A 25615-nucleotide genomic window follows, 5' to 3' on the forward strand; every position below is an offset into this window, starting at 1 on the left:
ACAGCCATGTAGGCGGACTGTTGGATGCTTCGGCAGAGAGAAGGTGTTCGTGTACCTTTTTGACCTACATTTTCTAATTGTAAATTTAAGGTCAGCTATGGTTTGCAGGTTATATGTGCTTGGAAACCTAATTCCTTACAGGTAGAAATAAAGGACGAAAATAACCAAAATAGCTGAACACTTTGTGCTGAGGTACTACGTCCTTCTCTCAACGCAGTTAGTTCAGAAAGAACTCTACTCTTTGAGAGATAATTAACTACGATATATATATGACTTATTGTATTTGGATGATTTAATGTTTTTGTAAAAGCAATAACCCCATTTTCAACGCTGTCGCCTCTTCGCATCATCGGTATGTTTGATCCAGAGTATAGTGAGCTCCAACGTGTCTTCTTCTGTTCAAGTTGTGCATTTGATGGGCTCATATTTCCAATATTCTTTAATGCTTGGCCGATTACAACTTGGAAGTCACTGGCTGAAAACTGGGAAGTGGCGTATTTGGCATGGTAATAGCAAATACTGTTTTGATTATAAATGGATATGAAATCCGCAAACTCATTCCCCAGATCATCACAAAATAGGTATTCCGGATCTATTGCTAAGACTGAATCAATGAAACTAAAGAGAGTATCTCCTTCGAAAGAAGTCATGTGGGGTTCAATTTTACCTTTTTCAGAGTGGATGGTTGTTAACTCCTGCTGTTCTTCCAAAACATCCATAAAGGAGTCTAAATTGGCCAAAAGCTTACTGTCCTGGAATAATCTTTTATTAGTATATACAATATCGAACTCGGAAAATGTTACTATAAAACTCTGTGCACTATTAATATAGTCAATAAGTCTAACCTCAGAGCCTGAGTAGACAATGTAAATGTTTTTAAGTCTGGCAGAACTAACTTTTATGGAATTTTTGTTTTTTTTCAAGAGCAGTTTTTTATCCACCGGGTTTAAAACTTTGTACAGGAATTTGCCTGTCTCTCCGATTTCGACAGCACTAATCTCACAAAAAGTACCAAAAGAGTCGATGAAGCCTTGAAGATCAACATATCTCTTTTTGTTTTCGTCGATTCGATATTCAATTCGTTCGATTTCCCCACGATCTAATTGGTCTAGTAAATCTCCGAAATGAAAGAGTACACTAGTAGGAACTAGCCTATTCAGTGTCTCTTGAACCTTTAAAGGGGTAGAGAAGTTATCTAAGTAACTTTCATGCAACTCAAAATTTTTTATTTTATCTACAACTTGAATAACCCATTGTAGATAATCATCAAACGAGCCTTTTCTGCCTAATCTGTTTATTCTAGAGGTGCTCAAAGCAAGAGTTATTCTATTGCTATCTTGATCTTTAATCCTAATAGAATTTAAAATATATTTGCTCGCGTATATAGGTGAAAATGAGCTTTTCAAATCCATTGCCTCAATGTTCCTTCTTCTAACTGCTTTATCGCTCACATCCATATTTGACATTGAAAATTTTTCGAAAAAAGCTCTGTCACTAAGAAATAGACGTGATATAGTTACATAATTAATTTCAATAATATAATTAGAAAGCATTCTTTCAACACCACTGACATTCTTTTTGCTCACAATTAACATATCAGAATATTGAATTAATAAGAGGTAGGCATATTTAAGCTCCTCTTCCGTTCCTTCAGAGTCAAGAAAACTTGGTTTTCCCTTTGTTTTAAATACGCATAATGAATAAGTGATCACTTTTTCGCTAATGTTTCTAGTTTCATTAACGAACTTGGCGACGAATCGTCCAGTTTTTTGCCTGGACACCGATTGAAATACTGAATTAATTAGAGTAGAAGTGAGTCTGCCTGTACTATGATAAAAATACGCAGCATCATTTAAAATAAGACGATCTATCATAGTACAAGCCTCCCATAGGGTTATATAACTATAGTACCATGTGGTGGTTAAAAATGTCGAACCACCCAATTGATAAGAATAGTGAGAGAAGGGTCGATGTCCGGTCCGCGCAAAGTCTTACACCCTGGATTCCCGGGAACTCATAACGATGATGGCGGCTCAATCCCCAGATTGGTGTAGATCTCCTTCTGCTTCTCCAAAAGTTCCCCAACACGCAGTTGTTGACCGGGGGCTTCAAAGCACTCAATAACATCAAGCTTATCCAGTGTGCTTTGCATCGTGTATTTCTTGAATAAACCGGTGCCTTGCATTTGTTTCTTGATGTAAGAAAGATAAATGAGGGCTACGAATTCAACAAACAGCTTGCCATCTAGGCTTTGCTCAGAAGATACCAATGTGCGGCGCATGTTGAGCCGTTCCTTCAAGTTGCCAAAGGCCTTCTCCACAACATCCTTATTCCGGTATAGCTCCAGGGCTGTGTCGGCATCCATCGTTTCGTTAGTGACTAGGGCAAAGTAACCATAATATCGTTTGGTCTTTGCTACAGCCTCTTCATTCACCGTTACCCGCGGTCCCCGTTTGGGCGTGGTCTTGACCTCAAAGTACTTCTTGTACAGCGTCTCATGCTCCGGAACTCGTTTGCCAGACTCCAGTTCCTTTAGCAAACCGAACAATTTGCGATCAAGTGCTTTTTCATCCTCGGCAGCTTTGTCAATGTTGTAGTAATAGTGAATGTACATACGCCTCTGTTCTGTGAGTGTATCTCCTTTGTAGAGACGATGCTCGGTGTAGTTCCACTGCGTCGGCACGGTATGGCGATAGAGCTCATATTTTTCATTGAAGTGTTCGTAGGAGCGAAATTGATCATAGATGCCGTCCAACTCTTTGCGAATGAAAGACAGGGACATTTTGGCTGAGATCAAAAACTTCAAATGTGCCTTGAACAGTGCGTTGATGTTTCCCTCACTGTAGAAGCCGCGATCCATCACCAACTTGACCTTCGAAAATCCAAGTGTAGAGAAATCCGAGAGTAAATTTGTAATCGTCTTCGCATCCGGAATATTCCCCGCCAGCTTACGGTAATAGAACGGCAGGTTGGAGGTTTCACCAAACACCAACGCCAAGTTCAGTTGCTCCAATGAATAGTCTTCTTTATTTCGGCCGTATTGGACACCTAATGGAACCGCCGTGTACCGAACGGTACGCACGGTGGTGTGGGAGGTCGGCTACACAACTAATGGGTAGCCTCCTACCAGATTTTATATATATTTTTTTGGTTTTTTTCAATGATTTGAAGGGGATCACATAATTCTGACGAACTTTTAAATGTAAGGAAATTCGTTCCAACACATTTGGGGGGGTAGTCGCAGAATGTCGTTTGTTTCAAATTATTTTATGTTGTCTGATCCGGAGATAGTGGATAATGAGGAACTTAGAGAACCTCAGATTTTAGCTTATTTGGATGCATATAAGCACTTTGTGGAAGACAAATCAACAAGAGATGCTGTCATTGTATTGCCGACAGGCGCTGGAAAAACTGGCGTCATGGCTCTTGTACCATATGGGATATCAACTGGTAGGGTTCTTATTATTACACCACAACTTGTTATTAAAGATCATGTTGTGGAATCCCTTGATCCTTCTGTTCCGACGAATTTTTGGCTTGAAAGAAAGGTGTTTTCTTCATATGAACAACTTCCCACCGTTACAGAGTATGATAATAATACTCTCCTTCATGAGTTGGAGCATAGTAATATTGTCATTTTAAATATACATAAGCTCAGCGCTCAGTTTAGAAACTCCTTATTAAAGAAAGTGTCTCCCGACTTTTTCGATATGATTATTATTGATGAAGCTCATCATTCGCCAGCCACAACATGGAGAACGGCATTAGAATATTTTAAGAATGCGAAGGTAGTCAAAGTAACGGGTACGCCTTTTAGAACAGATCGGAAGCCAATTGAAGGTAAGGTTGTAACTGACTATCGTTTAGGAAGAGCTATGCAACTAAAGATAGTAAAGTCTTTGGAAAACTTCAGGCTAATCCCTAATGAACTGTACTTAACAATAGATGAAGACGAAAACAGGCGCTACACTGTGCAAGAAATTATTGAAATGGGAATAAAGGATGAAGACTATGTGCAAAGAAGCGTAGCGCTTTCTCCTGAATGTAACAATCAAATTATCGATGAGGCTATAAATGTATGGAAAGGTAAAAAAGAGGGTTCTAGTGTACCGCATAAAATTATTGCAGTGGCTTGTAGCATTTTTCATGCGGAGCGACTGCAAGAACTTTTCCATAAAAAGGGCGTTTATGCTCTGGTTATTCATAGCGGTTTGGATAAATCAATTAGAGATAGGATTCTTGCAGATGTGGAGAATCATAGATGTGATGCTATAATACATGTTGCTATGTTAGGGGAGGGTTATGACCATACATACTTATCAGTTGCTGCAATATTCCGCCCTTATAAGTCATTGGCACCTTACTCACAGTTTATAGGAAGAGTTCTTCGAAAAGTCCCGGATAGTGAAGTCAATAAACCTTCTGATAACATTGCCACTGTGATTGCACATGTTGATCTCGGTCTTGATGCTCTTTGGAAAGAATATCAGAAAGAAATGAAGATATGCTCTATCATCGAAAAAGTAAAAAAGCAGGAGCGAAGCGAGAGAAAATTAGAAGGAAAGTTATTAGGGAAATCTGGGGCATACGATAAGAGTACAGCAAGCATCGAAGTGAGTGAAGAACTGACAATCGAAGCAGATCACTATATTGTCAGTGACTTAATAATCGAGAACCAAAAGTTTGAAGAAGAATTGAAACGGAAAATTAATCTGTTTAAAGAATCAATGCCTGAGTTGGGTGAGGAAGAAGTAAGAAAGTTTTTACTCTCTCAACAAAAGCCTGCTCAGACAAGGCCTGAGCTTAAGAATCCCAAGAAATATAGGATGCTCATACGGGAAAGATTTCACAATCGAATCTATCAAGATCTTCCCGCTCATTTCATAGCTCACTTTGAAGTCGAAAAGGAAGGTAGAGAGTTTGCTGATGTATTGCCACCAAAGTATAGATGGATAGGGAGCAATCCTGCAAATGATAACGCTGCAATTATCTCGATTTACTTCAATACCAGAACCAAGGAACAATTCGGTGCTCGAGAAACTTGGAGGATTGATGATTATTATCGGGCTGAAGAATATTTGGATTCACTTGTAGAGCATACTTTAGATGTTATAAACTCAAATTTAGGAAAGGAGTGATGATTGAATGACCTTAATTAAAGAAATTCATGATGCAATTTACCTCAGCCCAGTGCTGCCACATGATCTTCTCCAAAATCTAAGTGATCCAGCCTATCTCGATGTACGCTTTGAAAGTCATTTAGATGGTTTAATGGCAACCCTTGTATTTATTGATGAGGGTGAACAGGTAGAGGCTATTTATTATTTCAATCAGAATCAAATTTTACAACGGGTGGAAATGATCGAAGGGGAGTGTATGAGTATTTTGTATGATCGGATGGAAGTCATTATCGATTTGCTTAAAAAGTCGGGTGATCTTTCGAAGTTAGAAGAAATAATGAGATTAATGGCCGCGTAATGGTTATGAATCAAAATGAATTTAAAAAAACAAGCCAGTCTTCTCTGTACAGAGGCGGGCTTGTTTAGTTTCTCACCACATCCTGCTTCATCCTGAGCAAGTCATTTTTTTGGCGAAAGTAGCGGCAAGAGTATTAAAGTCGGTGCCATCTAGTGGAATGCCCGCTTGTGTCCAGCTTGAAGATGACTCCGACATGCTTCTTTGTAAATGATGACTTCTATTTAGCCCCTAAATGAATTTGGACAGTACACCCCTTACTCCGATACAATAATATTGAGGCGGAGGGGAACGAAATGAAGAAGAAGCAGTATGATCTAGAATTTAAAAAGATGGTGGTTGCCAAGGGCAACGAAATTGGCAACATGACTGCTGTTGCAAGACAACATGAACTGGATCCGAAGATGGTGCTGCGGTGGGCTAGAGAGCTGAACCGAAAGGATCTGGATCAATTGGATGGAGCCAGCTTCAAGCAAGCGAAGTATGTGCCCACCGCAGAAGATTATGCGCAGCTGCAGAAAGAGAATGAGAAGCTGAAGAAGCTCTTTGCAGAGCAAGCTTTAGAGAGGGACATTCTCAAAGACCTGCTAAAAAAAACGAACCCACACTTGCGGATAAAATAGAGATCGCCCAGAAGTATATCCGAGAAGGCAACAACATTAGCTTTGTGCTACGTGTGCTGGAAGTAGAGCGGTCCACGTATTATGCACATGCGAACAGAAGTAAGCAGCAATCTCAAGAGACTGTCCACAGGGTCGGGCGCCCCGCACCTGGTTTATCATATACACAAGAAGGCAAGCCAATCAGTGATGAACAAATATGCGAATGGATCATGGAGTTCTTAGCCGGCGAAGGCGCAAACTACGGTTACCGCAAGCTGACCGTGCTTCTTCGAAGACGCCATCAGATGGAGATTAACAAGAAGAAGGTCTATCGCCTTTGCAAGCAAATGAACGTGCTTCGGCCGCAGCGCAAAATAACAGTAAAGCATCCGAAGCGACTTGCTAACAATCGCGAGATAACGGGCTCCAACCAGTTATGGGAAACGGATATCAAGTATGGGTGGGTCCAGGGCGAGCAACGATTTTTCTTTCTTATGAGCATCATAGACGTGTTTGATCGCGCCATCGTTTCATACCACATTGGATTGACCTGTGAAGCCAGGCATCTCGTCCAGATCACGCAGGAAGCGCTCATGAAACGCCAGCTCTTTGAAAAGGCTGAGAAGCCGGTCATACGCTCCGATAACGGTCCACAGTTCATTAGCAATCTCTTCGAAAATGCGTGTGATGAGTTTGGTGTGATCCACGAGCGTATCCCGCCTAAGACGCCGAATAAGAACGCTCACATCGAATCGTATCATTCGATAATAGAGGCGGAGTGCTACCAGCGCCATGAGTTCGAGTCTTATCCACAGGCCTATGAAGTTGTGAGTCAGTTTATACAAGACTACAATCGAATCCGCATCCATGGCAGCATCTACGACTTATCCCCATATGACTATATGGAAGCGGTGAAGCAAGGCATTGTGAAGCCTAAGCAGATTAAGGTTTAATAAATCGTTATGTCCGTTTGCAAGCTGAACCAGTGGAAAAGGCAAGCGAAGCGGTCCTTGATGCTGAGAAGGCGGATATGATAGGCTGGTCCGGCTAGCAGCCCCAAGCGACCGTAGGGAGCGCCCTAGGGGGATGCCGGCAGGGATGCCTCATCATATCCGTCGGAGGCTCAGCGTCAAGGATGCCTTTGGAGCGGCCGATGGAAAGTCGACTGAATTGATCCAATGTATATCTGAATTCGGCGAAAAACGAAGAAAGTTAAAGCAATTGTACGATTGATATCGAATAAGAGGTGCGGTGTCCATAATAAGGGTGTTTAACCGACTTGTTCAATGTAACTTCCGATGGATGCATGATGCACAAAACGGTCTCGACCAAGGCGGATGTTTACTTCGTGGCCACGAAAATTCTAGTCAAGAGTGGGAGTTGATATTGTTATTGTAGTTGCAAGAAGAGACCTAGGTTAGTTCCTTGAGGTAGTACTTTTCTAATAAGCTTACAAACCCAGTGGTCGCTCGCATACTTTCTAAATTTTCATCTGATTTGATAAGAGAAAGCAACTTTTTTCTATCATAGTAGCAATCCAGTTTCTTTGGTTTTAGCTTACTCTCATTGGTTTTTTCTAGCCATGAAGTTGCCTCTGTAGAAAAATTAGCAGAAGTTATATAACATGCCTTTATCTTTGATTTATCATAACCAAAAGCTGTTAAAGGCATTGTATATTTTACTTTAGCGTGGGGCAAAGTTTTTCCAAAGAACCATTTCACAGTATTTTTTGTTTGGTTATCCCCCAAGTTTACAATGGTAGTATTCTTAAAGCCTTTAAGTTCAAAGATAATAATTTCATCATGACGTTGAACTATTACATCATATTCATATGGTTTTAATATTTTTGAATGCTCTATCCTACTGTTTTGAGGAAAAAGGTTTGATATGACTACATACATTAATGATTCAAACATATCACCTTTTAAGTTCTGTAAGTTGTCGAGATGACCAGTCTCATCCATTAATTTTAATGATTTTTCAACATTTTCAATAATGGCAATTGTATTATTATCGTCGTGTTGTATGGGTTTATTAAGTGATTTCTGGAGTGTATCCAATCTTTGAATTAGTTCCGTTACTTCCCTTCCAAAAATACTTTGTAACGAAAAGTGGAGAAGGTTTAATCTGCCAATTTCTTTCTTGACCCCTTCATCAATATCAACATAAAAAATAATGGGTAGAATTTTTCGCACCCCAGATTGTGTACTGTTTCTTACAGATTGTATCCGATTATAAAAACCATCTAGGTCTACTTTTAAGTATTCGCGATGAACTAAGACATCTAAAACTACGAGTGTCTGCTTTTCTTTTTTACCGACATTGATTGCGAAGCCGGTTGTATTTGTATAGGTACATACATCCCACAAAAAATCATTGTGTTTAGCGCCAATAGAAGGGTTATCAATCCGCCGATATAAAGGGGATTCAGAATCAATAAAATTATGCTCCCTTAACCAACGCAATATATCTGGGATAAACATACTATCAAGGCGCATCTTTTCGTAATGTAATCTCATTAATCGAGTAATTTCTGGACTATCTTGTAGTTCCTTTATAGCTAGATATGTGATATCTCTTTCTTCATCTTTTATAGAATAAAGGAAATCATTAGTAATCAATTCTTTAATTTCTTCATCCAACTTCGTAAGTTTATATCGTTCAATGTTTTCAACCGGAGTTGCTGCAGCTTTCCTCGCCTCATAAAACGAAAGAATATTTCCTTCTCTTTTTAATAAAGCAAGCGGTCGGTACATTGAAGGCTTATATTCTTTTGATAGTTGAATCAATGTATCTAGGTCTAGATGTTTATTGGGTGCCATATAAACATATTGGTTATTTCTAAATTTGAAAGGATGACTATTTTTAATTAGCTTCTTATCAACTGCTCTCTTAATTAGTTGCCTAGCGTAAACTCTTGAAATGTTCAGTTTCTCGCTAAGGAAATCAACCAATTCTGTTGCGGCAAGGAAAATGTCACCTTGAGAAAAATGCTCCTTAATAGTATTTTCCCATGAAAGTTCTTGATCCAACAGAAAGCCCCCTTGATTTGTGTGGCTATTAGTAGTATAGCTTAAAGGGGGACAAGTTGTCACGCTGCCCTTATTAAAATATTATTCTTTATATTTTGAAAGCAAGGAAATTTTTAAAAGAATGCTGTAATTACAACGTTTTTGAACACAGACATATCATTTTATCTGTCACGGCCATTTATAATGCTACTTCCCAACTAGCCTAATCATCAAGTGACGGCGAGTTGTGGATTTGCACAGCCATTCGCCGCTTCAAACCTCTGTCCTAACTGTGAAGTAATTTTTACTTTTACTCCTGTTAAGAGTAAATTAAGAGCTCAAATAAATATTAACCGAAAATTAGTACGCCGTGGCGGCAAAAAAATTTCGCCTTATTGATGATATGCTGAACCGTATCATAAGTAACGGCAAGTTTTTTCGGAAAATCCCGCAGTAGGCTTGGAAAGACATTTTTCCGGGCATGAGTTTGGGATGGGCCACGCTTGGCGTCAAAGTCAGCACTAACGGGCTTCTGCGAGCTTTTTGAGGTCACGAAACGATGCGCTATCTGGAGGGGGACCTTTACTTACGAAAAGCAAAAGCCCCTCCGCCGTTTTGGCGGAAGGGGCCAGTTCAAAAAAGTTTTTGGATTCATCTTCCAGACAATCTCTCATACAAGTGAAAATAAATCGACCGCCATCCGGTCAACCGGTTTGACCGTTCGGGCAGCCAACCCATACAAAAACGAAGGCCGTGGCTGTTCGGAGATTTGCTTGCGAATCAAATCTTCGGCATTCAGTTCGTCAAGCCGTGTCGAAAGGATGCGAGGCGTTGCATGCTGCAACGCATTTCGAATGTTCTGAAATCGGTCATAGCCCATATGAAGTGCCAGTAGCACTGGGATGTTCCATGCTTTGGCGGACAAAACTCCGTGCCCGATATCCACTTCAGCGCTCCTGATCATTTGAGCTATTTCCCGATATAGCTTGCCTTTTTCGGTTAACAGATACTCCGGAAGTAATGGATGACGCCGCTCGTACGGCGACAAATGCTGAATTAAGCCGGCCTCGGCCATTTGCTTCAAATTGTCGCTTAGCCGGGCCGGTGCAATGCTCAATTGGTTCTGCAGCGGCGTGAATCTACCGCCGGAAGCTTCAAGCGCCAGTAAGATCGGAGCGGTCCACCGTCCCGAAACTTCCTGCGACATTTGAAGCACAATATGCTCCTTACTCCGTTGCACCTTGCATCTCCGAGAGCATGAGAGAATTGCCATCAGGATCGGCAAATGTCGCAAATTTCCCATAGTCGGGGATAGTTTCAATGTCTCCGATGAAAGAAACGCCCTTTTGTTTCAATGTTTCCACTGCCTTGTCCATATTCTCCACATCGAACACGGTAGAAGATGTGGAAGGAATAACGGATTCCGCTTCGGAAAATCCGATAGAGCAATCCTTTGTATTTGTATTGACCAAGGCCATTCCACCTTCTTTATCGTGAAAAACCAATTCAAAGCCTAGCTGCTCGGTATAAAACGCCAATGAACGCTCTATGCTTTTCACATTATACCAAACTGTAGTTCCAGGAATATACATTTAACTTCCTCCTTTTGGGTTTTCAATACCGATATTGTATCAGATATATTTTCGGTAGTAAAGTAAAGATTCTTTTCTGTTAACTAAAAAAGTGCCGTTATAGACAGCGCGGAGAACCTTACCATAAGTGAGGCGAAATTTTTCGCATGGGAAGGGCGTAGAGGCGTTTAACGGGGTTGGAGCGATGAAAGGGGGGAGAAGATAGATGAGGCCCGAGTAGCTTGGTTTAGAGCAAATCGGGCCTATTCGATGCCTTGTTTGAAACATTTATTTGCTAATTAGGGCTTGCTAGAGAACCCAAAGTCGCCGCTCCAGATTCATAACCAGAAACTGTAAGGCAATGACGGTGAGTCCGGTTTCGGCACCGCGTGCGCGGATGCGTCCCAGTCCTAGCTTGCGTTTTCCTTCTCCGAACTTCCCTTCGATGGCATTGCGCTCAGCGGCATCCTGTCGTTCCTGCTTACGGTTCGTCGTAGCGTTCTGATCCTTAGTCGGCCTGCCAAGTTTGGGACCGCTGAGGCGTATGCCGCGCTCTTTGCAATAATTCAGTTTTTCCGATTGCGGTAGATCTTGTCAACCAGGATGACAGCAGGGTAGCGTCTTGTACACCGGAAATCCTGCCCGGCTCATCAATCGGGAACGAAAAGCAGAGCCATTTTCAAAGACCCCGGTTAGAATGGAGTTTACCAAACAAACATCCAAACGGAGGCTATGAAAATGACTCAATATCAGATTACCGTAAACAGTGAGCTTTTGCACCATCTATTTTCAACGAACGCGAAGGACTCAGGCATGGCGAAGTTGTTAGAGTCTGTCCTCAATCAAGTTTTGGAGGCGCAGGTAACCGAACATGTCGGCGCCACACGATATGAGCGGACGGAGGAGCGCCAGGCTTATCGTAACGTGAGTCGCACTCGAGGTCTCACTCGCAAAATATCACAGATTACAGAGGAGCTGTGTGGTGCGGAATTCTCAAAATCTACCATCAGTAATCTGTGCAAACAGCTTGACCCGATCGTGCAAGCATGGAACTTGACTTGGTGACCTCAGATAGTCATGGAGGACTTGTCAACGCGATACGCAAGGAGTTCCAGGGGGCGGCCTGGCAACGCTGTCAAACTCACTTCATGCGTAACATTACGGACGCAACCCCCAAAGCCTTGCATAAGGAGCTTCGTGCCCGCGTACGCGCAATTCTGGATGCACCGGATCCCGAGGCTGCCCGAATCCTACTCACTCAGACGCTGAGCATGTACGAATCGAAAGCATCCAAGGCTATGAAAGTACTAGAGGAAGGATATGATGATGCAACGGCGGTACTCGCGTTACCGGAAGCGTATCGCAAGCGCCTGCGGACGACAAACAGCGTGGAGCGCATGAACGAGGAGATTCGCAGACGTGAGCGGGTCATTCGCATCTTCCTGAATCGCGCGTCGTTAGAGAGACTCATCGGAGCTCTCCTGATCGAGATGGACGAGAAGTGGTCAAGTGGCAAGAAAGTTTGGACTTGACCTAGGCTTTTTGGGGGCTCATCCATCCCTTATAAATTGAGAATATAAAAATCTCCCGTTCTTATTAAAGGACGAGAGTGTTATAGACGGATCGAATGAAATTCAGACACTAAATCTTCTAATCGCTCATCTGTTCCGGTGTTTTCGATTGGTGTGAATACCCTCATCACGAATTCACCGCTTTCAGAAACTGTGAAATTATTGTAACGAAATGTCAACAGGCCTGCTTGAGGATGGTGAATCACTTTTTCCCCTTCCGAATTTTCGGAAACATCATGTCTTCCCCACCACTCTCTGAACTCTTCACTCCTGTCATATAACATGTTAACTAATTCCTGGTACCACGAATCATTCATGTATAAGGCATATCGGCTTCTGAAATGAGCTAACAGCATGGTGGCAACGTTTTCCCAATTAACAATGCGAGCTTGCTTATCCTTCATCATGAACATCCGCCAAAGGATATTTCTCTCGATCTCTGTCGCTTGATTAAAGTCTCCACATACCTTATTCGTCATTTGGTTCCATGCGGAAACGTTCCAGCGCTTATCGATGACATAGGCAGGGTAGGTCCCCATCCTGTCAAGAATCCGTTGAATAGCTGGAGATATGGACGCATCCACTGTTACGTGTGGAAGTACAGCATGGTTTGCCAACACGTATAGATGACTGCGTTCGTCGCTGCTAAGTTGAAGGGTACGAACCAAGCTTTCCAATACTTGTTCCGATACTTGAATATCCCGTCCCTGCTCCAATGCAGTGTACCACGGTAAGGAAATGCCAGACAGACTTGCCACTTCCTCCCGCCTCAGGCCAGGCGTACGACGACGTGAGGTCTCAACCGGTAATCCCGCCTCATGCGGAGATAGACGTGAGCGGCGAGTCCGGAGAAAATCAGCTAGTTCTTTACGTCTTCTTTCAGAATTCATAACAAGGATTCACCTCCATATCCTGATATATTTTATATCAGTATCCTTACGCTTAGTATTCGGAGTAGTACTACAAACACAGACCTATTTGTGCGTTTAATAACTAATTATAATCGATTCAAGGGAGGAATAAAAATGAAACATTTAATTATTTTCGCGCATCCATACGCAAAGAGCTTTGGGAGAGGAATCACGGATACCATTGTAAACGAGCTAAAAAATAAGGAAGCTGAAGTAAGAGTTAGAGATTTATATGAAATTGGCTTTGATCCTGTCCTGAAGGGTACAGATCTGCCACTATAATCCACAAGCAGGTCAAGAACAAGCCGGGAGAAGGTCTGCGATCGTGCTGTCGCCACAGGCATTTAATGAAACGACGGGCTTTGTTTCGGTTTGTCCAATTATTCATACGGTCCGAGGCTGGGGGTACGAGGTGCTGCTCCCCAATGGCTTGGTATTTAACGGGGTCATCTTAACGGATCAGATCAAAAATCTGGATTGGCGGGCGGGACGCATTGATATCGTCGGAAAAGCCCCCGATGAAGTAGTCAATGAGTGTTTAGACAAAATTCACACATTTTTGTAGCGAGTCTCATTATTAGGGGTTGTTTTTTTAATTCAGGCCCAAATATTTGTCAAAAATGCCTCTAACCCACATCATGTGGTTTAGAGGCATATACATGTCGAGCTACTATGATAGGTTGGTTGCGGGGGCAGGATTTGAACCTGCGGCCTTCGGGTTATGAGCCCGACGAGCTACCGAGCTGCTCCACCCCGCGATAATACAACTTAAGCAAGTTGACCTTTTACCGTTGGTCAGGTCTTTTATATTACAGCAGTTCGAGCGCAAATGCAAGTCCTTTACAACCTCATTTTGTACCAACTGTATCGATACCGTTGATCTAGGATATATAATGTAGGAATAGAACGATTGGGTTCTTGGGTAAGGTGGTGCAGCATGGTACACTTCGCTACGGTGAATATGGAGCGTCTGATCAAACGGCTTGCCGAGAAAAGCGTCAGAGTCGTATCCAATAAGGCACCGTATCACAAGTGACATGTGGTATTATGAAGTATGAAAGAACAGAAAAGAGGCTAGAACATTGCATACATCGATATATGGCTTGACACTGGATCAATTGACAGCCTGGCTGCTGGAGCGTGGGCATAAGAAGTCTCGCGCCCTGCAGGTGTGGGACTGGCTCTATCGGAAGCGGGTCACGCAGTTCTCCGACATGACGGATGTGAACCCAGCGTGCATTCAAGTGCTGTCCGACCACTTCGTCCTTCAAACGTTAAATGAGCACCTGAAGCAGCAAGCGGCGGATGGTACGATTAAGTTTCTGTTCAAGCTGCAGGACGGCAACTTGATTGAAACGGTGCTCATGCGACATAAATTTGGCTTATCGGTTTGCGTCACGACGCAGGTAGGCTGTAACATTGGGTGTAGCTTCTGTGCGAGTGGGCTGCTGGCGAAGAGCCGCGACTTGGCTAGCGGTGAGATCGTGGAGCAGATCGTGAAGGTCCAGCAGCATCTGGACAACGAGCAGCAGGGCGAGCGAGTGAGCCATATTGTGGTGATGGGGATCGGCGAGCCCCTCGACAATTATGAGAATGTCGCGAATTTCATTAGGGTCGTGAAGGATCATAAGGGGCTAGCCATTGGTCCGAAGCATCTGACCGTATCGACGAGCGGGCTTGCGGATAAGATCATCGAGTTCGCCGACAGCGACCTGGCGGTTAACCTGGCGATATCGTTACATGCGCCGAATGATGAGCTGCGTACACGGATCATGAGGATTAATCGCGCCATCCCGATCGAGAAGCTGATGCAGGCGATCGATTACTACTTAGCCAAGACGAAGCGGAAGATTACGCTGGAATATATACTGCTGAAGGATGTTAATGACCGTGTGGAGCACGCTGTGGAGCTTGCAGAGCTGATCGGCGATCGCCGACAGCTGGCGAATGTGAACTTGATTCCATACAACCCGGTGGACGAGCACAGTCAATACCAGAGAAGCGAGCAGAGCTCGATACGGGCCTTCTATGACGCGTTGAAAAAGCAGCGTATCAGCTGCAGTGTTCGTCTTGAGCATGGGACGGATATTGATGCGGCTTGCGGACAATTAAGAAGTAAACAGATGAAAGATAGCGGCTTGAAGAAGGAGATCCTATGACATTTGAACAATTGCAATTAATTGACCCGATTATGAAAGCATTAGCGAAAGAAAATTATACGCAGCCTACGCCGATCCAGGAGCAGGCGATCCCACCGGTGCTGGCAGGACGTGACTTGTTCGGCTGCGCCCAGACAGGGACTGGCAAGACCGCGGCGTTCCTGCTGCCGATCATCCAGCTGCTGAGCACGCAGCAGAGTCGCCCGAATGGCAAGCGTGTCATTCGTTCGCTCATTCTGACGCCTACGCGTGAGCTGGCTATACAGATTGCGGACAACGCCGCAGCTTACGGCGCGTTCACCCATCTACGCTGTGGCGTCATCGTCGGCGGCGTCTCGCAGAGAGCGCAGGAGCAGCTGCTGGAGAAGGGCGTGGACATTCTGATCGCAACACCGGGCCGGCTGATCGATCTGATGAATCAAGGGTTCGTCGACCTGCGTCACGTGCAGATCTTGGTGCTCGATGAGGCTGACCGGATGCTCGATATGGGCTTCATTCATGATATGAAGCGAATCATTGCGAAGCTGCCGGTTAAGCGGCAGACGTTATTCTTCTCGGCGACGATGCCGCCGGAGATTACGTCCTTGGTGCAGTCGTTGCTGAACGATCCGGTGAAGGTGGAGATTACACCTGTATCCTCCACCGCGGAGCGAATTAAGCAGCAGCTCTACTACGTGGACAAGGCGAATAAGCTGCAGCTGTTGATTGATCTGCTGCAGGACAAGTCGATCACGAGCGCGATCGTGTTCACACGTACGAAGCACGGCGCAGATCGGCTCGTGCGCGGCTTGACGAAGGCGAATATTACGGCACAGGCGATTCACGGTGACAAGTCGCAGAATGCCCGCCAAGCGGCGCTCAATAACTTCAAGTCTGGTGTGACCCGCTTGCTGGTGGCGACGGACATTGCGGCACGTGGGATCGACGTGGAGGAGCTGTCGCACGTAATCAACTATAACTTGCCGAATATACCGGAGACGTATGTGCATCGGATCGGTCGTACGGGGCGTGCGGGGTTAAGCGGGATCGCGATCTCGTTCTGCGAGGAAGAGGAGATTCCGTATGTGAAGGATATCGAGAAGCTGACGAAGCAGAAGATTCCAGTCGTCGCCGATCATCCTTACCCGATGACGATGACGCAGCCGGAACGAGCGGCGATCGGGGCCAGCAGAGCCTCTAGTGCACCAGCCAAGGACGGCAATCGCGGTCCTCGCGGCGAAGGTGGCGGTCGCCGCCGCGGACGGCGTCCGAATCCCGGGAAGTAAGATGGGCGACGATATGCCGTACCAACAGGCTATATTCACCGTATATACGCTATAATCTAGGGCACCCGAAGAGGGTGCCCTTCCTTCTTGATGTAGCTGCAGGCCATCTCAGATAGGACGACTGCTTGAGGCTACATGGAATGCATGAGCTATACGACTGGACGAACGACTGTTAGGATATCGTTTGCAAAATTTCCCCTACCTGATGATTAAAATCGGAATCGTCTATCGTATCCAGATGCTCTGGTCTAATCATTTGATACTTCTTCATCTTATAAAATTCGATTATGGCTTGCTTCAAGGTCAGATCATACCACTGGATACTAAAGGTCGGTTCCATGATCCGCCGCAGCATAGCATCATCTTGAACCAAAGACAGCACGGCATTCATTCTATTGAAAACGTTCTGATCCATCCCGCTTTCAAAAAAAGACTGTAAATTTTTGTTTCGATTTTGTTGGGCAACGACAAGCTTTTCATAAAGCCTCGGATAAAATTCCCGGAGGTCCTGCAGAAACAGATCAGATAAATAAACAACGCACAGCAATGATTGTATATACGTTTTTTGGAAGCGCTCCACATAAGAGAGAGCCTCATCGTTCACAACGGAATCCGCCTGCTGTAAATACCGAATTTCATATTCTACAACTTTCTCGATGACATCATCTTTGGATGAAAAATGCTTATAAAGCGTCACTTTACTGATATCCATATATTTTGCTATCTCATCTATTTTCAATTGGCTGAACTTCGTTTTTCGAATGACGGGCTTAATTTTATTCATATAGTGATCTGCGCTCACTGGTTTTCTCACGACTTTAACCTCCTTGGATGCTTGTTCATCATAGTATATCAAACTCTCACACCCTACAGACAGTACGAACTAATATTATAAAGTTAACTATTTTAGTTAATTTAGTTTACTTAAATGAATTCTTAGTGTATAATTTCTCCTGTAGCTACCATTCCATGAGGGTGAAAGGATGAATAATATGAACGTATTCGTAACTGGAGCGACGGGGTTCATCGGTTCTGCTGTCGTTCGCGAGCTACTCACTGCGGGGCATCAGGTTATTGGACTCGCCCGCTCCGACAAGGCTGCCGCAGCGTTGTCTGCAGTCGGTGCCGGGGTCCATCTAGGCTCACTCGATGACCTTGATAGCCTGAGAGCAGGCGCTACGTCGGCGGAAGGCGTCATTCACTTAGCCTTCAAACACGACTTCACCAACTTTACGGCAGCCGCCGCAGCCGATAGTCTGGCAATTGGGGCTATGGGGGAGGCGCTACAGGGCACTGGTAAGCCTCTCGTGGTCACCTCAGGCACCTTGATGCTCACACCAGGAATTCTCGGAACGGAAGAGCAGCCCTCAGGACAATCTATACCGCGGCGCTCCGAGGAGGCGGCACTTGCGCTAGTTGAGCTAGGAGTGCGTTCATCGATTGTCCGTCTCGCACCGTCCGTGCATGGTAAGGGAGAGCTAGGTCTCGTGCCGGCCCTCATCAGCATCGCGCGTGAGAAAGGAGTTTCAGCTTATGTGGGGAATGGACTCAATCGGTGGCCGGCCGTGCACCAACTGGATGCAGCACGTCTCTTCAGACTGGTGCTGGAGAAGGGGGATACCGGTGCCATCTATCACGGGGTGGCAGACGAGGGCGTACCCTTCCGAGATATTGCTGGCGTCATCGGTCGCCATCTGAACGTGCCCGTGCTCAGCATAACCCCAGAAGAGGCAGACGCTCACTTCGGGTGGCTCGCCTTCGCTGCGTCCACTGATAATCCGACGTCCAGCACGCTGACGAAGGAACGCTTGGGATGGCAGCCGGTATATCCCGCTCTGATTCCAGATCTCGAACAGGGACACTACTTCAACAGCTGAATAACGTTGGAATGGTTATACTTGTCTGTAAGGACGAGATTAAGACCATCCCGCAAAGGCTTCAGGAAGCGCGGCGACTCCTCTTCACGCAAAGCATTGAAGCGGCTGAAGCCGCGTACTTAGTCGGATACGAAAGTCCCTCGCATTTCAGTCGGGAATATACCCGTAAATATGGGCTGCCCCCGATGAGGGATCTTCAGCGTCTGCGCGAGACGCTAGGCTGAAGCGGATTTATATGCAGTGAATCAACGATACCGACCGATGGTGCGACCAGAAGGCGTCCGGCCACTGCAGCTGCAGGCAAGTCAGAGCGTTCTCCATCTGCAGCACACGGTGAACGACTGGGAGGAGAAGCTGCGGCCGCGCGACGTACATACAACGCCAATGTCGTGGCTTACAACAACGCAATCGGTATAATCCCGGCTGTTCTATTTGCGGGTATGCTCGGCTTCAAGTCGGAGTCGATGTATGAGGTCTCGGAGTCCAAAAAGCAAGATGTCGATATGAAGCAATTGTTGAAGGCCAAAAGAAAGCATGCCGAACGAGACCGCACGCCCATTTTCGCAAAAAAAATCAATAAACAAGGGGCCAATTCTGGTATGGTTGGTATACATCTATGGAGGTGATCTGATGAATGAGATGCAATCGGTAGCCCGAGCCATTGCTTACATAGAGTCCCATCTGACGGATGAAATGACAGTAGAGCAGGTTGCGGCTGAGGCTGGCTACTCTCCGTTTCACTTCCACCGAATATTCACAGCGGTTACACGGAGTTCGGTTTCGGAGTACATAAGGGGGCGAAGGTTAACCTATGCCGCATACGACTTGTTTCATACAAGCCTTAGGATCATTGAGATCGCGGTCAAATATCACTTCTCATCGCAGGAAGCCTTTACGCGGTCGTTTCAACGGATGTTCTCGATCACTCCGGGACAATTCCGCAAGCAGAAGCATATGAAGGACACGCTGTTCCGGGCCATGGAGAAGAAACCACTGGATGAGCTGGGGCTGCGGCATATACGTGAAGGCATGACCTTGGAGCCCGAGATCTTATCAGTGAGCGAGCTAACTCTAGTGGGCCTGGAGATTCGGGGTCTCGCCTCAGAGCACATTCAGGAACTATGGAGCTCCTTCAGGCAGCGTGCGGCAGAGCTCGAGCATAGTCGAGTTCACCCCTCCATATTTTACGCGCTTATTGAGCTCACCGGATTGAAGGAGGAGGTCTCATACACCGCTTGCGTCGAGGTTGGCAGGGAGGGGAGGACGCCTGACGGGATGGCGACGAAGGTGTTGCCGTCAGCGACGTATGCGGTGTTCTCCCATAAGGGAACCGTAGAGAGAATACCAGATACGTTCCAGTATATTTATAGCGCGTGGCTGCCTAAATCGGGGAACATTCGCTTGAATCAACCGGAATTTGCGCGCTATGACCATAGATACCTAGGGCCGATGCATGAGGCATCGGAGCTTGATATCTATATCCCAATTGGTCTGAGTACAACTTAACTTAATGAGAAATGGAGCGATTTCTTACCATGAAGCCTAATCATCGGAAAGGGTACGCAGGATACCTCGAGGTGCAGCTATTCGACTCCTCACAAGGAATCGGCTACCCCATGACGGTCATGTATCCGACCGACCAGCCTGAGCAAGAAGAACGGCTAGGACCCTACCTGCTCGGATTAGCTAGAGATGCAGAGCTCTCGGAAGGGGAGCTTCCACTTGTTCTCATTTCGCACGGTACGGGGGGCTCTCCTCTTGTATACCGGACACTTGCGCGGCATTTAGCGCGAAACGGCTTTATCGTGGGGATGCCGGAGCATCCGCATAATAATCGCAACGACAATAGCCTGGAGGGGACGATTCAGAACCTTGCGAACAGGCCGAGGCATCTTCGTTTGGCTATCGACTGGTTTTTTGAGCAGGAGACGTTTCGAAGAAGAATTCAGACCCATGCTGTTTCAGTGATCGGGCACTCCTTGGGGGGCTACACCGCGCTGGCTGTAGCAGGAGGCTTGCCTACCTCGTTTCCTCAGGAGTCAGCGGACGGACAATCCCGAAGCATAGAGGTCGTCTCGGATGACCGCGTGAGCGCTCTGGTGCTATTGGCGCCGGCGACGGTGTGGTTTCGGGCGGACGATGCCTTGCGGGCGGTTCATGCTCCGATCCTTATGCTCGATGCGGAGAAGGACCCGTACACGCCTTCATTCCATGCACAACTTGTGATGAAGGGGGTTGCTGACCCAAGTAAGGTTCGTTACCGAACAGTCGACAATGCGGGACACTTCTCCTTCCTGAGCCCCTTCCCCCCATCGATGAAATCTCCATCATTTCTTCCATCCCAGGACCCTCCTGGCTTTGACCGGGATTCGTTTCATGAATGGCTTAACGATGAAGTGTTGAGCTTCCTACGCTGAGCGCCTGAATAGTATTCTTGGGTGGGGGATTGTGGTCATCATACGCCGGGGCATATGGCAGGTCATATCTCGCTCTATCCACCCGCAAGCCAAACGATGATCGCTGGTGACGCTGTCGTCATCGAGGGGGATGAGCTTCACATCGCGAATCCGCAATATACGAATGTGGTTATGAGCTACTTCTACTTAATTTCCCCCATATTTTTTATCTTTGTTCGGACATGAACGTTCACTTCCGCCTTGGAAAAAGCTTCGTCCCATTCATCCTGAACCTTTTTCCATTGTTCGTATTCGTACGCTCGCGCGAATAGCCCAAGCCCGATCGGATCAATATGAAGCTTTTGAAGCTTAGTGAGTAAGCTGGATATTTTCGTTCAAGCTCTACATTGATCATCTGTTCAAGCTTAGACGCTTCATGATCTACATCGAATGGGAATATTCGTTCGGTCAGAAAGATCGGCGTGCTAAGTGTAATATCAAAGCGAAACGTGCCGCCTGTGTGGGACGTCTTCACTTTTCTCTTAATATCTGTGCAGTAGAAGCTTAGGACATTCATCTCAAAGCTACTCTTCTTTTGCCGGATCTCAGGTATTTTCAAGCTAAGGGACAGGTCGCCGCGCGTTTGTTTCTGAAGCATATGGAGTAGAGAGCTTTCTTCCAATGATATCGTTGTCACATATTGTCCTTGTTTGTTCAGCAAGGCCGTTCCGGTTGCCTGTATTTCGGTAGGCTTCGCATTCAAGCGTATTTCAGGAAGATACGGTGTAATTCCTTGCTCGTGGATATGTCGGTTCAGCATAAAGAAGGGTGTCGCCATAACGATATTTCTCTTATTTGCTGTATCGATCAGCTTGGCAATAAACAGGGAAAGCCTTCCCTTATCTTTAGGCTTGAAAAACATGATCTCTTCGATGGAACCATCTACGGCGATCACTCGGACGATGCTTCGGTTTTGAGAATCGCGCTTAAAGACGTCGAGTAGCTTGTACCAATCCTCGTGCTGCAGAACCTTTCTACTAATGAGTAAGTTCTGAATTTTCCCTGTGCTGACCAGCGCCATGCCGATCTTCATCGAGTACTGCCTCCCCGTCGTCTAATGATGAGGAGAACGATCCATAGGAACAAAGGGAGCATACGCAGTCCAACAGCCTCGGGGGAGCGATCGGTGTGATGAAGGATTGCCCCAGTGAATTCATGCGCACAAGGTGAGCTAATAAGATCATGGCCCCTGCGACGATACCGACCAAGCCGAATATGGATGCAAGTACCATGAACAGAAAGCGGATCAAGCGTATGGAGGCAGTGATATCGTAATTCGGCAAAATGAACGTAGCAATAGCTGTCGTTGCAACGACCACCACCATAAGGTTACTGACGATCCCCGCAGCATTTCTAGAATCATCTCCATTAATAACGCCTCCATGAAAGGAGGAAAGGGTACAGCGGCTCGGAATTCACCAATCGATAATATAAAATCGAGTGGGATAACTTCATGATTAAATGAAAGCAGCGAGATGTACAGAGCAGGTAAAAAAACGGCTATGCAGCACGCAAACAATCGTAGTAACCGCAGAAATGTTGCTATAGGCCAACGAATGCTGTAGTCGTCAATGTTCTGAAAAAAAGATACAATGCTTACAGGTGCAACCAAGATGCTGGGGGAACGGTCCAAGACGACACAAATTCGACCTTGCAATAGCTGCGACGCGGTAGAGTCCGGGCGTTCTGTTGAAATGAACTGAGGAATTAATGAGAAAGGGTGATCTTCAATATACTCCATAAGCTCCCCCGTACTTAGAACACAATCGACGTTCAAGGCGGAGAGTCGTCGTATCATCTCCTGTAAGAGCTTAGGATGGGCAACATCCTCGATATATAAGCAGAACAGCGTGTTCAATGTCCAGCCAGTCTACAAGTGTGCGGTGAGCTCCAGCAGTCACGGGGAGGTTCTGCTCGTCACTCACGGTGTGAAACATTAATGGGCGCAGCAAGTTATTATTAATTGCATTTTTATCCGACAAGCCGGAGAAATACACCAGAGCCGCTTGCTGGCCCGCCTGCTTATAGAAGAACTCACAGACGATCAGGTCAGGCGTATGACTGAACACTTCCCTTAACGTACTCAGATTTCCGAAGAGCTCGGATGATACAGCTCCCCGTTGCGGCGTGCGGTCATTCGGGTCTGCTACGGCATTGAGAGCTAGAATCCGACTTATGTAACGAGATATTCGTAACCATGACATCTGCGATACGCTCCTCGACCAGTAGTAAAAACTTGTTAGTAGCATTCCTATATTTGTAACGTTTATGCGTATATGTCCCTATTTAGCCCCTACATGCATGTGGACAGGTGGGCTAGAGAGCTGAGCCGCAAGGATGGATGCGGATTCGGTTGACAATATCAAGATATATCCTTTTAAATTGAGGAAGGTAGTAGTAGGCTTACTGAATGGGTAAGAAGGAGGCGCTATGTATGGATCAAAGTATCGATATCCGAAAACGAAATGACGTGAACATAACCGGATGGGGCACTAAGCCCATCATCTTCGCACCGGGCTTCGGCTGTGATCAGCGAATGTGGAGGTATGTGTCTCCATCGTTCGAGCAAGATTATCGCGTAATTAACTTCGATTACGTGGGTGCGGGCAATTCCGATCTGGGGTGCTATGACTATGCTAGGTACAAGGAGCTCTCTGGTTATGCGCAGGACGTCATTGATGTTCTGGCTGCGCTTGAATTGCAGCAAGCTATATTCGTCGGACACTCCGTCAGCAGTATGATTGGACTGCTTGCTTCTATACAGGCTCCGCAGTACTTCGAGCGTCTTATTATGATCGGTCCTTCCCCGTCTTACATTAATGATCCACCTGACTACATGGGCGGCTACGAGGTGAGTGCTCTTGAAGGTCTTCTGGAGCTGATGGACAAAAATTATATGCAATGGGCAAGCGTCTTTGCCCCCATCATTATGAAGAATCCAGATCGTCCGAAGCTAGCGGAGGAGCTGGAAGAGAGCTTCTGCTCGACCGACCCGGTCATTGCCGGCAACTTCGCAAGGGCCACCTTCTTCTCGGATAATCGGCAGGATCTTCCGAAGGCGACCGTTCCGTCGCTCATTATGCAATGCGCGGATGACGCGATCGCGCCAAGACAAGTAGGAGAATATATACATCAACATATGCCTAGCAGCGAGATTCGATATATGGAAGCAACGGGGCACTGTCCACATCTGAGTCACCCTGAGGAAACGATAGCGCTAATTAAGGACTATCTCTCCACGTTACATAGCTAGATACATGATCATTGATGCGAATCAGTTGCCATGCGGATACGTGTCGTTGTCGCTCGAAGGAGTCATGCTGTCGATTAATGATCAGCTGCTGGAGTGGGTCGTTGCCGAGCGTGACAAGACCGAGGGTCGTCACGTGAACGAGATTTTGACGGAATCAAGCAAGCTCTTCTACCAAATGTACCTGTTTCCTATGCTGAAGCTGCAAGGCAAGGTTGAGGAACTATACATGACTCTGAAATCCGGGGACGGGTCTGAAGTGCCTGTCCTTCTTAATGGAACATGCAGTCAGCGACAAGAAGCGACGGTCATCGATTGCATCTTGATCCGAACACCGAATAGACACAAGCTTGAGCATGAGCTCCTAGTTGCTAAGAAGGCCGCACAGCAGGCTACCCAAGTGATCGTGGAGTCGGTGAGCGATGCCATTATTATGACCAATCATAGCATGAGCATCATCGCTTGGAATAAAGGGGCCGAAGCACTGTTCGGCTATACCGAGCAGGAAGCACTCGGACAAGCTCTAGAGACCATCGTTCCTCGACATCTTCAAGAGACACACGGTCAAGCTGTAGAGCGTCTGCGTGCCACCGGGCAATCGATGGTCATTGGACGTATGGTCGAATCGAGCTTACTGCGCAAGGACGGGACGGAGTTCCCTGCGGAGATGTCATTGAACTGCTGGCAGACCAATGGCCAGTATTACTGGAGTGCCATCATACGCGATATGACTGAACGGAAGCAGACCGAGGCGCTGCTGTTAAAGTCAGAGAAGCTCAGCATCGCAGGTCAGCTTGCCGCCGGCATTGCCCATGAAATTCGCAACCCGTTGACGGCGATCAAGGGCTTTCATCAATTGATGAAGGCAGAGGGGAACGGGAAGGCGTTTTATTTTGACATACTGACGGAAGAAATGAATCGAATCGAGCTTATCGTAAATGAATTGTTACTCCTCGCCAAGCCGCAAGCTGTACAGCTCAAGCCAGTGGATGTAAGAGCCCTGCTGGAACGGGTGTACACACTGATGGAATCCCAGGTGCATCTTCATAATATTGAAGTCGAATTGAAGTGCGAGCCCCGTGTGCGGACATCTATTCGATGCGATGAAAATCAGATGGTGCAAATCTTCATCAATTTCATTAAGAATGCGATAGAAGCGATGCCTCATGGCGGGAAAATCATTATCGCGATAACGAATCCCGATGAGGATCGCATCTGCATACGCATTATCGACCAAGGTGTGGGCATTCCTGAAGATATGCTGAAGCGGCTCGGGGAGCCCTTCTATACGACGAAAGAAAAAGGAACAGGGCTAGGGCTCATGGTCTGTCGCAAAATTATAGAGGATCACCTCGGATCGTTAAACATCACAAGTCGATTGAACGAAGGGACGACGGTCGAGGTGCTGCTGCCAGTAGGGAGCAAAGGGTAGCGACCGTCATTCCTTCCTTCCCAGTGTCTCCATGG

22 protein-coding genes, 1 tRNA gene and 7 pseudogenes are annotated in these 25615 nt (G+C 46.1%); 18 read left to right on the plus strand and 12 right to left on the minus strand.

Annotation, left to right across the window (positions count from 1 at the left end; translation table 11 throughout):
• Positions 1 to 95: 95 nt before the first annotated feature.
• Both PAE68_RS01390 and PAE68_RS01395 read right to left on the minus strand, forming a co-directional pair.
• Positions 96 to 1874, minus strand: a complete 1779-nt coding sequence (locus PAE68_RS01390; protein ID WP_281883349.1) for a hypothetical protein — start codon at positions 1872 to 1874, stop codon at positions 96 to 98.
• Positions 1875 to 2014: 140 nt separating this feature from the next.
• Positions 2015 to 3094 (minus strand): annotated as a pseudogene (locus tag PAE68_RS01395) (IS1634 family transposase); the annotation flags it as partial.
• 151 nt (positions 3095 to 3245) lie between these two features.
• Here PAE68_RS01395 and PAE68_RS01400 point away from each other — a divergent pair.
• The 4 genes from PAE68_RS01400 to PAE68_RS01415 all read left to right on the plus strand — a co-directional run bounded on the left by PAE68_RS01400 (position 3246) and on the right by PAE68_RS01415 (position 7030).
• Complete coding sequence (locus PAE68_RS01400; RefSeq protein WP_281883352.1) at positions 3246 to 5138, plus strand: DEAD/DEAH box helicase; 1893 nt, start codon at positions 3246 to 3248, stop codon at positions 5136 to 5138.
• A 7-nt stretch (positions 5139 to 5145) separates the two neighbouring features.
• Positions 5146 to 5478 carry a hypothetical protein gene (locus tag PAE68_RS01405; protein ID WP_281883354.1) on the plus strand — a complete coding sequence of 111 codons (333 nt, stop codon included), beginning with the start codon at positions 5146 to 5148 and terminating at the stop codon, positions 5476 to 5478.
• Positions 5479 to 5771: 293 nt separating this feature from the next.
• Positions 5772 to 6098: a transposase gene (locus PAE68_RS01410; protein ID WP_281883356.1), complete on the plus strand. Its 327-nt coding sequence runs from the start codon at positions 5772 to 5774 to the stop codon at positions 6096 to 6098.
• Positions 6099 to 6151: 53 nt separating this feature from the next.
• Positions 6152 to 7030: an IS3 family transposase gene (locus tag PAE68_RS01415; RefSeq protein WP_281883358.1), complete on the plus strand. Its 879-nt coding sequence runs from the start codon at positions 6152 to 6154 to the stop codon at positions 7028 to 7030.
• Between the two features lie 459 nt (positions 7031 to 7489).
• Here PAE68_RS01415 and PAE68_RS01420 read toward each other — a convergent pair whose 3' ends face one another.
• The 4 genes and pseudogenes from PAE68_RS01420 to PAE68_RS01435 form a co-directional block, all read right to left on the minus strand.
• On the minus strand, positions 7490 to 9109 hold the full coding sequence (locus PAE68_RS01420) for a hypothetical protein (protein WP_281883360.1): 1620 nt from the start codon (positions 9107 to 9109) through the stop codon (positions 7490 to 7492).
• 649 nt (positions 9110 to 9758) lie between these two features.
• A complete protein-coding gene (locus tag PAE68_RS01425; RefSeq protein WP_281890847.1) occupies positions 9759 to 10295 on the minus strand; it encodes a winged helix-turn-helix transcriptional regulator in 537 nt (178 codons plus the stop codon).
• A 19-nt stretch (positions 10296 to 10314) separates the two neighbouring features.
• On the minus strand, positions 10315 to 10680 hold the full coding sequence (locus PAE68_RS01430; RefSeq protein WP_281883362.1) for a VOC family protein: 366 nt from the start codon (positions 10678 to 10680) through the stop codon (positions 10315 to 10317).
• Positions 10681 to 10968: 288 nt separating this feature from the next.
• A pseudogene (locus tag PAE68_RS01435) lies at positions 10969 to 11276 on the minus strand (transposase); the annotation flags it as partial.
• 121 nt (positions 11277 to 11397) lie between these two features.
• Between PAE68_RS01435 and PAE68_RS01440 the strand changes: the two are divergent.
• Positions 11398 to 12191 (plus strand): annotated as a pseudogene (locus tag PAE68_RS01440) (transposase).
• An 80-nt stretch (positions 12192 to 12271) separates the two neighbouring features.
• On the opposite strand, the gene PAE68_RS01445 reads toward PAE68_RS01440, so the two are convergent.
• Positions 12272 to 13120 carry a helix-turn-helix transcriptional regulator gene (locus tag PAE68_RS01445; protein WP_281883364.1) on the minus strand — a complete coding sequence of 283 codons (849 nt, stop codon included), beginning with the start codon at positions 13118 to 13120 and terminating at the stop codon, positions 12272 to 12274.
• Between the two features lie 135 nt (positions 13121 to 13255).
• On the opposite strand from PAE68_RS01445, the gene PAE68_RS01450 reads away from it, so the two are divergent.
• Both PAE68_RS01450 and PAE68_RS01455 read left to right on the plus strand, forming a co-directional pair.
• Positions 13256 to 13423, plus strand: coding sequence for an NAD(P)H-dependent oxidoreductase (locus PAE68_RS01450; protein ID WP_281883366.1), 168 nt, complete (start codon positions 13256 to 13258; stop codon positions 13421 to 13423).
• Complete coding sequence (locus PAE68_RS01455) at positions 13410 to 13706, plus strand: type II toxin-antitoxin system PemK/MazF family toxin (protein WP_281890848.1); 297 nt, start codon at positions 13410 to 13412, stop codon at positions 13704 to 13706. The genes PAE68_RS01450 and PAE68_RS01455 overlap by 14 nt, the downstream gene beginning before the upstream one ends.
• Before the next feature lie 116 nt (positions 13707 to 13822).
• Here the strand turns inward: PAE68_RS01455 and PAE68_RS01460 are convergent.
• Positions 13823 to 13899 (minus strand) — tRNA-Met (locus PAE68_RS01460).
• A gap of 324 nt (positions 13900 to 14223) precedes the next feature.
• Here PAE68_RS01460 and rlmN point away from each other — a divergent pair.
• Positions 14224 to 15300 (plus strand): dual-specificity RNA methyltransferase RlmN, encoded by a 1077-nt coding sequence (gene rlmN / locus PAE68_RS01465; protein WP_281883368.1) that lies wholly within the window; start codon positions 14224 to 14226, stop codon positions 15298 to 15300.
• Entirely contained in the window at positions 15297 to 16565 is a 1269-nt protein-coding gene (locus tag PAE68_RS01470) for a DEAD/DEAH box helicase (RefSeq protein ID WP_281883370.1), read from the plus strand. The genes rlmN and PAE68_RS01470 overlap by 4 nt, the downstream gene beginning before the upstream one ends.
• A gap of 172 nt (positions 16566 to 16737) precedes the next feature.
• Here PAE68_RS01470 and PAE68_RS01475 read toward each other — a convergent pair whose 3' ends face one another.
• The gene (locus PAE68_RS01475; protein ID WP_281883372.1) at positions 16738 to 17379 is read right to left on the minus strand and encodes a TetR/AcrR family transcriptional regulator; all 642 of its coding nucleotides are present in this window, start codon (positions 17377 to 17379) and stop codon (positions 16738 to 16740) included.
• Between the two features lie 178 nt (positions 17380 to 17557).
• Between PAE68_RS01475 and PAE68_RS01480 the strand changes: the two genes are divergently transcribed.
• The 7 genes and pseudogenes from PAE68_RS01480 to PAE68_RS01505 form a co-directional block, all read left to right on the plus strand.
• A complete protein-coding gene (locus tag PAE68_RS01480) occupies positions 17558 to 18442 on the plus strand; it encodes an SDR family oxidoreductase (RefSeq protein WP_281890849.1) in 885 nt (294 codons plus the stop codon).
• Between the two features lie 56 nt (positions 18443 to 18498).
• Positions 18499 to 18666, plus strand: a pseudogene (locus tag PAE68_RS01485) (helix-turn-helix domain-containing protein); the annotation flags it as partial.
• 16 nt (positions 18667 to 18682) lie between these two features.
• A complete protein-coding gene (locus PAE68_RS01490; RefSeq protein WP_281883374.1) occupies positions 18683 to 18859 on the plus strand; it encodes a hypothetical protein in 177 nt (58 codons plus the stop codon).
• Positions 18832 to 19068 carry a LemA family protein gene (locus PAE68_RS22735; protein ID WP_397377976.1) on the plus strand — a complete coding sequence of 79 codons (237 nt, stop codon included), beginning with the start codon at positions 18832 to 18834 and terminating at the stop codon, positions 19066 to 19068. The genes PAE68_RS01490 and PAE68_RS22735 overlap by 28 nt, the downstream gene beginning before the upstream one ends.
• A gap of 4 nt (positions 19069 to 19072) precedes the next feature.
• Positions 19073 to 19948 carry an AraC family transcriptional regulator gene (locus PAE68_RS01495; protein ID WP_281883376.1) on the plus strand — a complete coding sequence of 292 codons (876 nt, stop codon included), beginning with the start codon at positions 19073 to 19075 and terminating at the stop codon, positions 19946 to 19948.
• A 29-nt stretch (positions 19949 to 19977) separates the two neighbouring features.
• A complete protein-coding gene (locus PAE68_RS01500; protein ID WP_281883378.1) occupies positions 19978 to 20859 on the plus strand; it encodes an alpha/beta hydrolase family protein in 882 nt (293 codons plus the stop codon).
• 39 nt (positions 20860 to 20898) lie between these two features.
• Positions 20899 to 21021: pseudogene (locus PAE68_RS01505) on the plus strand (MBL fold metallo-hydrolase); the annotation flags it as partial.
• A gap of 20 nt (positions 21022 to 21041) precedes the next feature.
• Here PAE68_RS01505 and PAE68_RS01510 read toward each other — a convergent pair.
• The 3 genes and pseudogenes from PAE68_RS01510 to PAE68_RS01515 all read right to left on the minus strand — a co-directional run bounded on the left by PAE68_RS01510 (position 21042) and on the right by PAE68_RS01515 (position 23102).
• A pseudogene (locus tag PAE68_RS01510) lies at positions 21042 to 21931 on the minus strand (Ger(x)C family spore germination C-terminal domain-containing protein).
• A pseudogene (locus PAE68_RS22740) lies at positions 21876 to 22696 on the minus strand (spore germination protein). The pseudogenes PAE68_RS01510 and PAE68_RS22740 overlap by 56 nt, the downstream one beginning before the upstream one ends.
• Positions 22697 to 22709: 13 nt before the next feature.
• Positions 22710 to 23102: a spore germination protein gene (locus tag PAE68_RS01515; protein ID WP_281883382.1), complete on the minus strand. Its 393-nt coding sequence runs from the start codon at positions 23100 to 23102 to the stop codon at positions 22710 to 22712.
• Positions 23103 to 23332: 230 nt separating this feature from the next.
• Between PAE68_RS01515 and PAE68_RS01520 the strand changes: the two genes are divergently transcribed.
• On the plus strand, positions 23333 to 24151 hold the full coding sequence (locus PAE68_RS01520; RefSeq protein WP_281883385.1) for an alpha/beta fold hydrolase: 819 nt from the start codon (positions 23333 to 23335) through the stop codon (positions 24149 to 24151).
• 64 nt (positions 24152 to 24215) lie between these two features.
• Positions 24216 to 25580, plus strand: coding sequence for an ATP-binding protein (locus PAE68_RS01525; RefSeq protein ID WP_281883387.1), 1365 nt, complete (start codon positions 24216 to 24218; stop codon positions 25578 to 25580).
• Positions 25581 to 25615 lie beyond the last annotated feature (35 nt).

The organism is Paenibacillus sp. YYML68, assembly GCF_027923405.1.
In the GTDB taxonomy this organism is placed as follows: Bacteria; Bacillota; Bacilli; order Paenibacillales; family NBRC-103111; genus Paenibacillus_G.

Bases quoted from the DNA above. Each gene is read 5' to 3' on its own strand.
- PAE68_RS01390 (WP_281883349.1), bottom strand. From the start codon at position 1,874: ATGATAGATCGTCTTATTTTAAATGATGCTGCGTATTTTTATCATAGT.
- PAE68_RS01400 (WP_281883352.1), top strand. From the start codon at position 3,246: ATGTCGTTTGTTTCAAATTATTTTATGTTGTCTGATCCGGAGATAGTG.
- PAE68_RS01405 (WP_281883354.1), top strand. From the start codon at position 5,146: ATGACCTTAATTAAAGAAATTCATGATGCAATTTACCTCAGCCCAGTG.
- PAE68_RS01410 (WP_281883356.1), top strand. From the start codon at position 5,772: ATGAAGAAGAAGCAGTATGATCTAGAATTTAAAAAGATGGTGGTTGCC.
- PAE68_RS01425 (WP_281890847.1), bottom strand. From the start codon at position 10,295: ATGTCGCAGGAAGTTTCGGGACGGTGGACCGCTCCGATCTTACTGGCG.
- PAE68_RS01430 (WP_281883362.1), bottom strand. From the start codon at position 10,680: ATGTATATTCCTGGAACTACAGTTTGGTATAATGTGAAAAGCATAGAG.
- PAE68_RS01445 (WP_281883364.1), bottom strand. From the start codon at position 13,120: ATGAATTCTGAAAGAAGACGTAAAGAACTAGCTGATTTTCTCCGGACT.
- PAE68_RS01450 (WP_281883366.1), top strand. From the start codon at position 13,256: ATGAAACATTTAATTATTTTCGCGCATCCATACGCAAAGAGCTTTGGG.
- PAE68_RS01470 (WP_281883370.1), top strand. From the start codon at position 15,297: ATGACATTTGAACAATTGCAATTAATTGACCCGATTATGAAAGCATTA.
- PAE68_RS01480 (WP_281890849.1), top strand. From the start codon at position 17,558: ATGAACGTATTCGTAACTGGAGCGACGGGGTTCATCGGTTCTGCTGTC.
- PAE68_RS01495 (WP_281883376.1), top strand. From the start codon at position 19,073: ATGAATGAGATGCAATCGGTAGCCCGAGCCATTGCTTACATAGAGTCC.
- PAE68_RS01500 (WP_281883378.1), top strand. From the start codon at position 19,978: ATGAAGCCTAATCATCGGAAAGGGTACGCAGGATACCTCGAGGTGCAG.
- PAE68_RS01515 (WP_281883382.1), bottom strand. From the start codon at position 23,102: ATGTCATGGTTACGAATATCTCGTTACATAAGTCGGATTCTAGCTCTC.
- PAE68_RS01520 (WP_281883385.1), top strand. From the start codon at position 23,333: ATGGATCAAAGTATCGATATCCGAAAACGAAATGACGTGAACATAACC.
- PAE68_RS01525 (WP_281883387.1), top strand. From the start codon at position 24,216: ATGCTGTCGATTAATGATCAGCTGCTGGAGTGGGTCGTTGCCGAGCGT.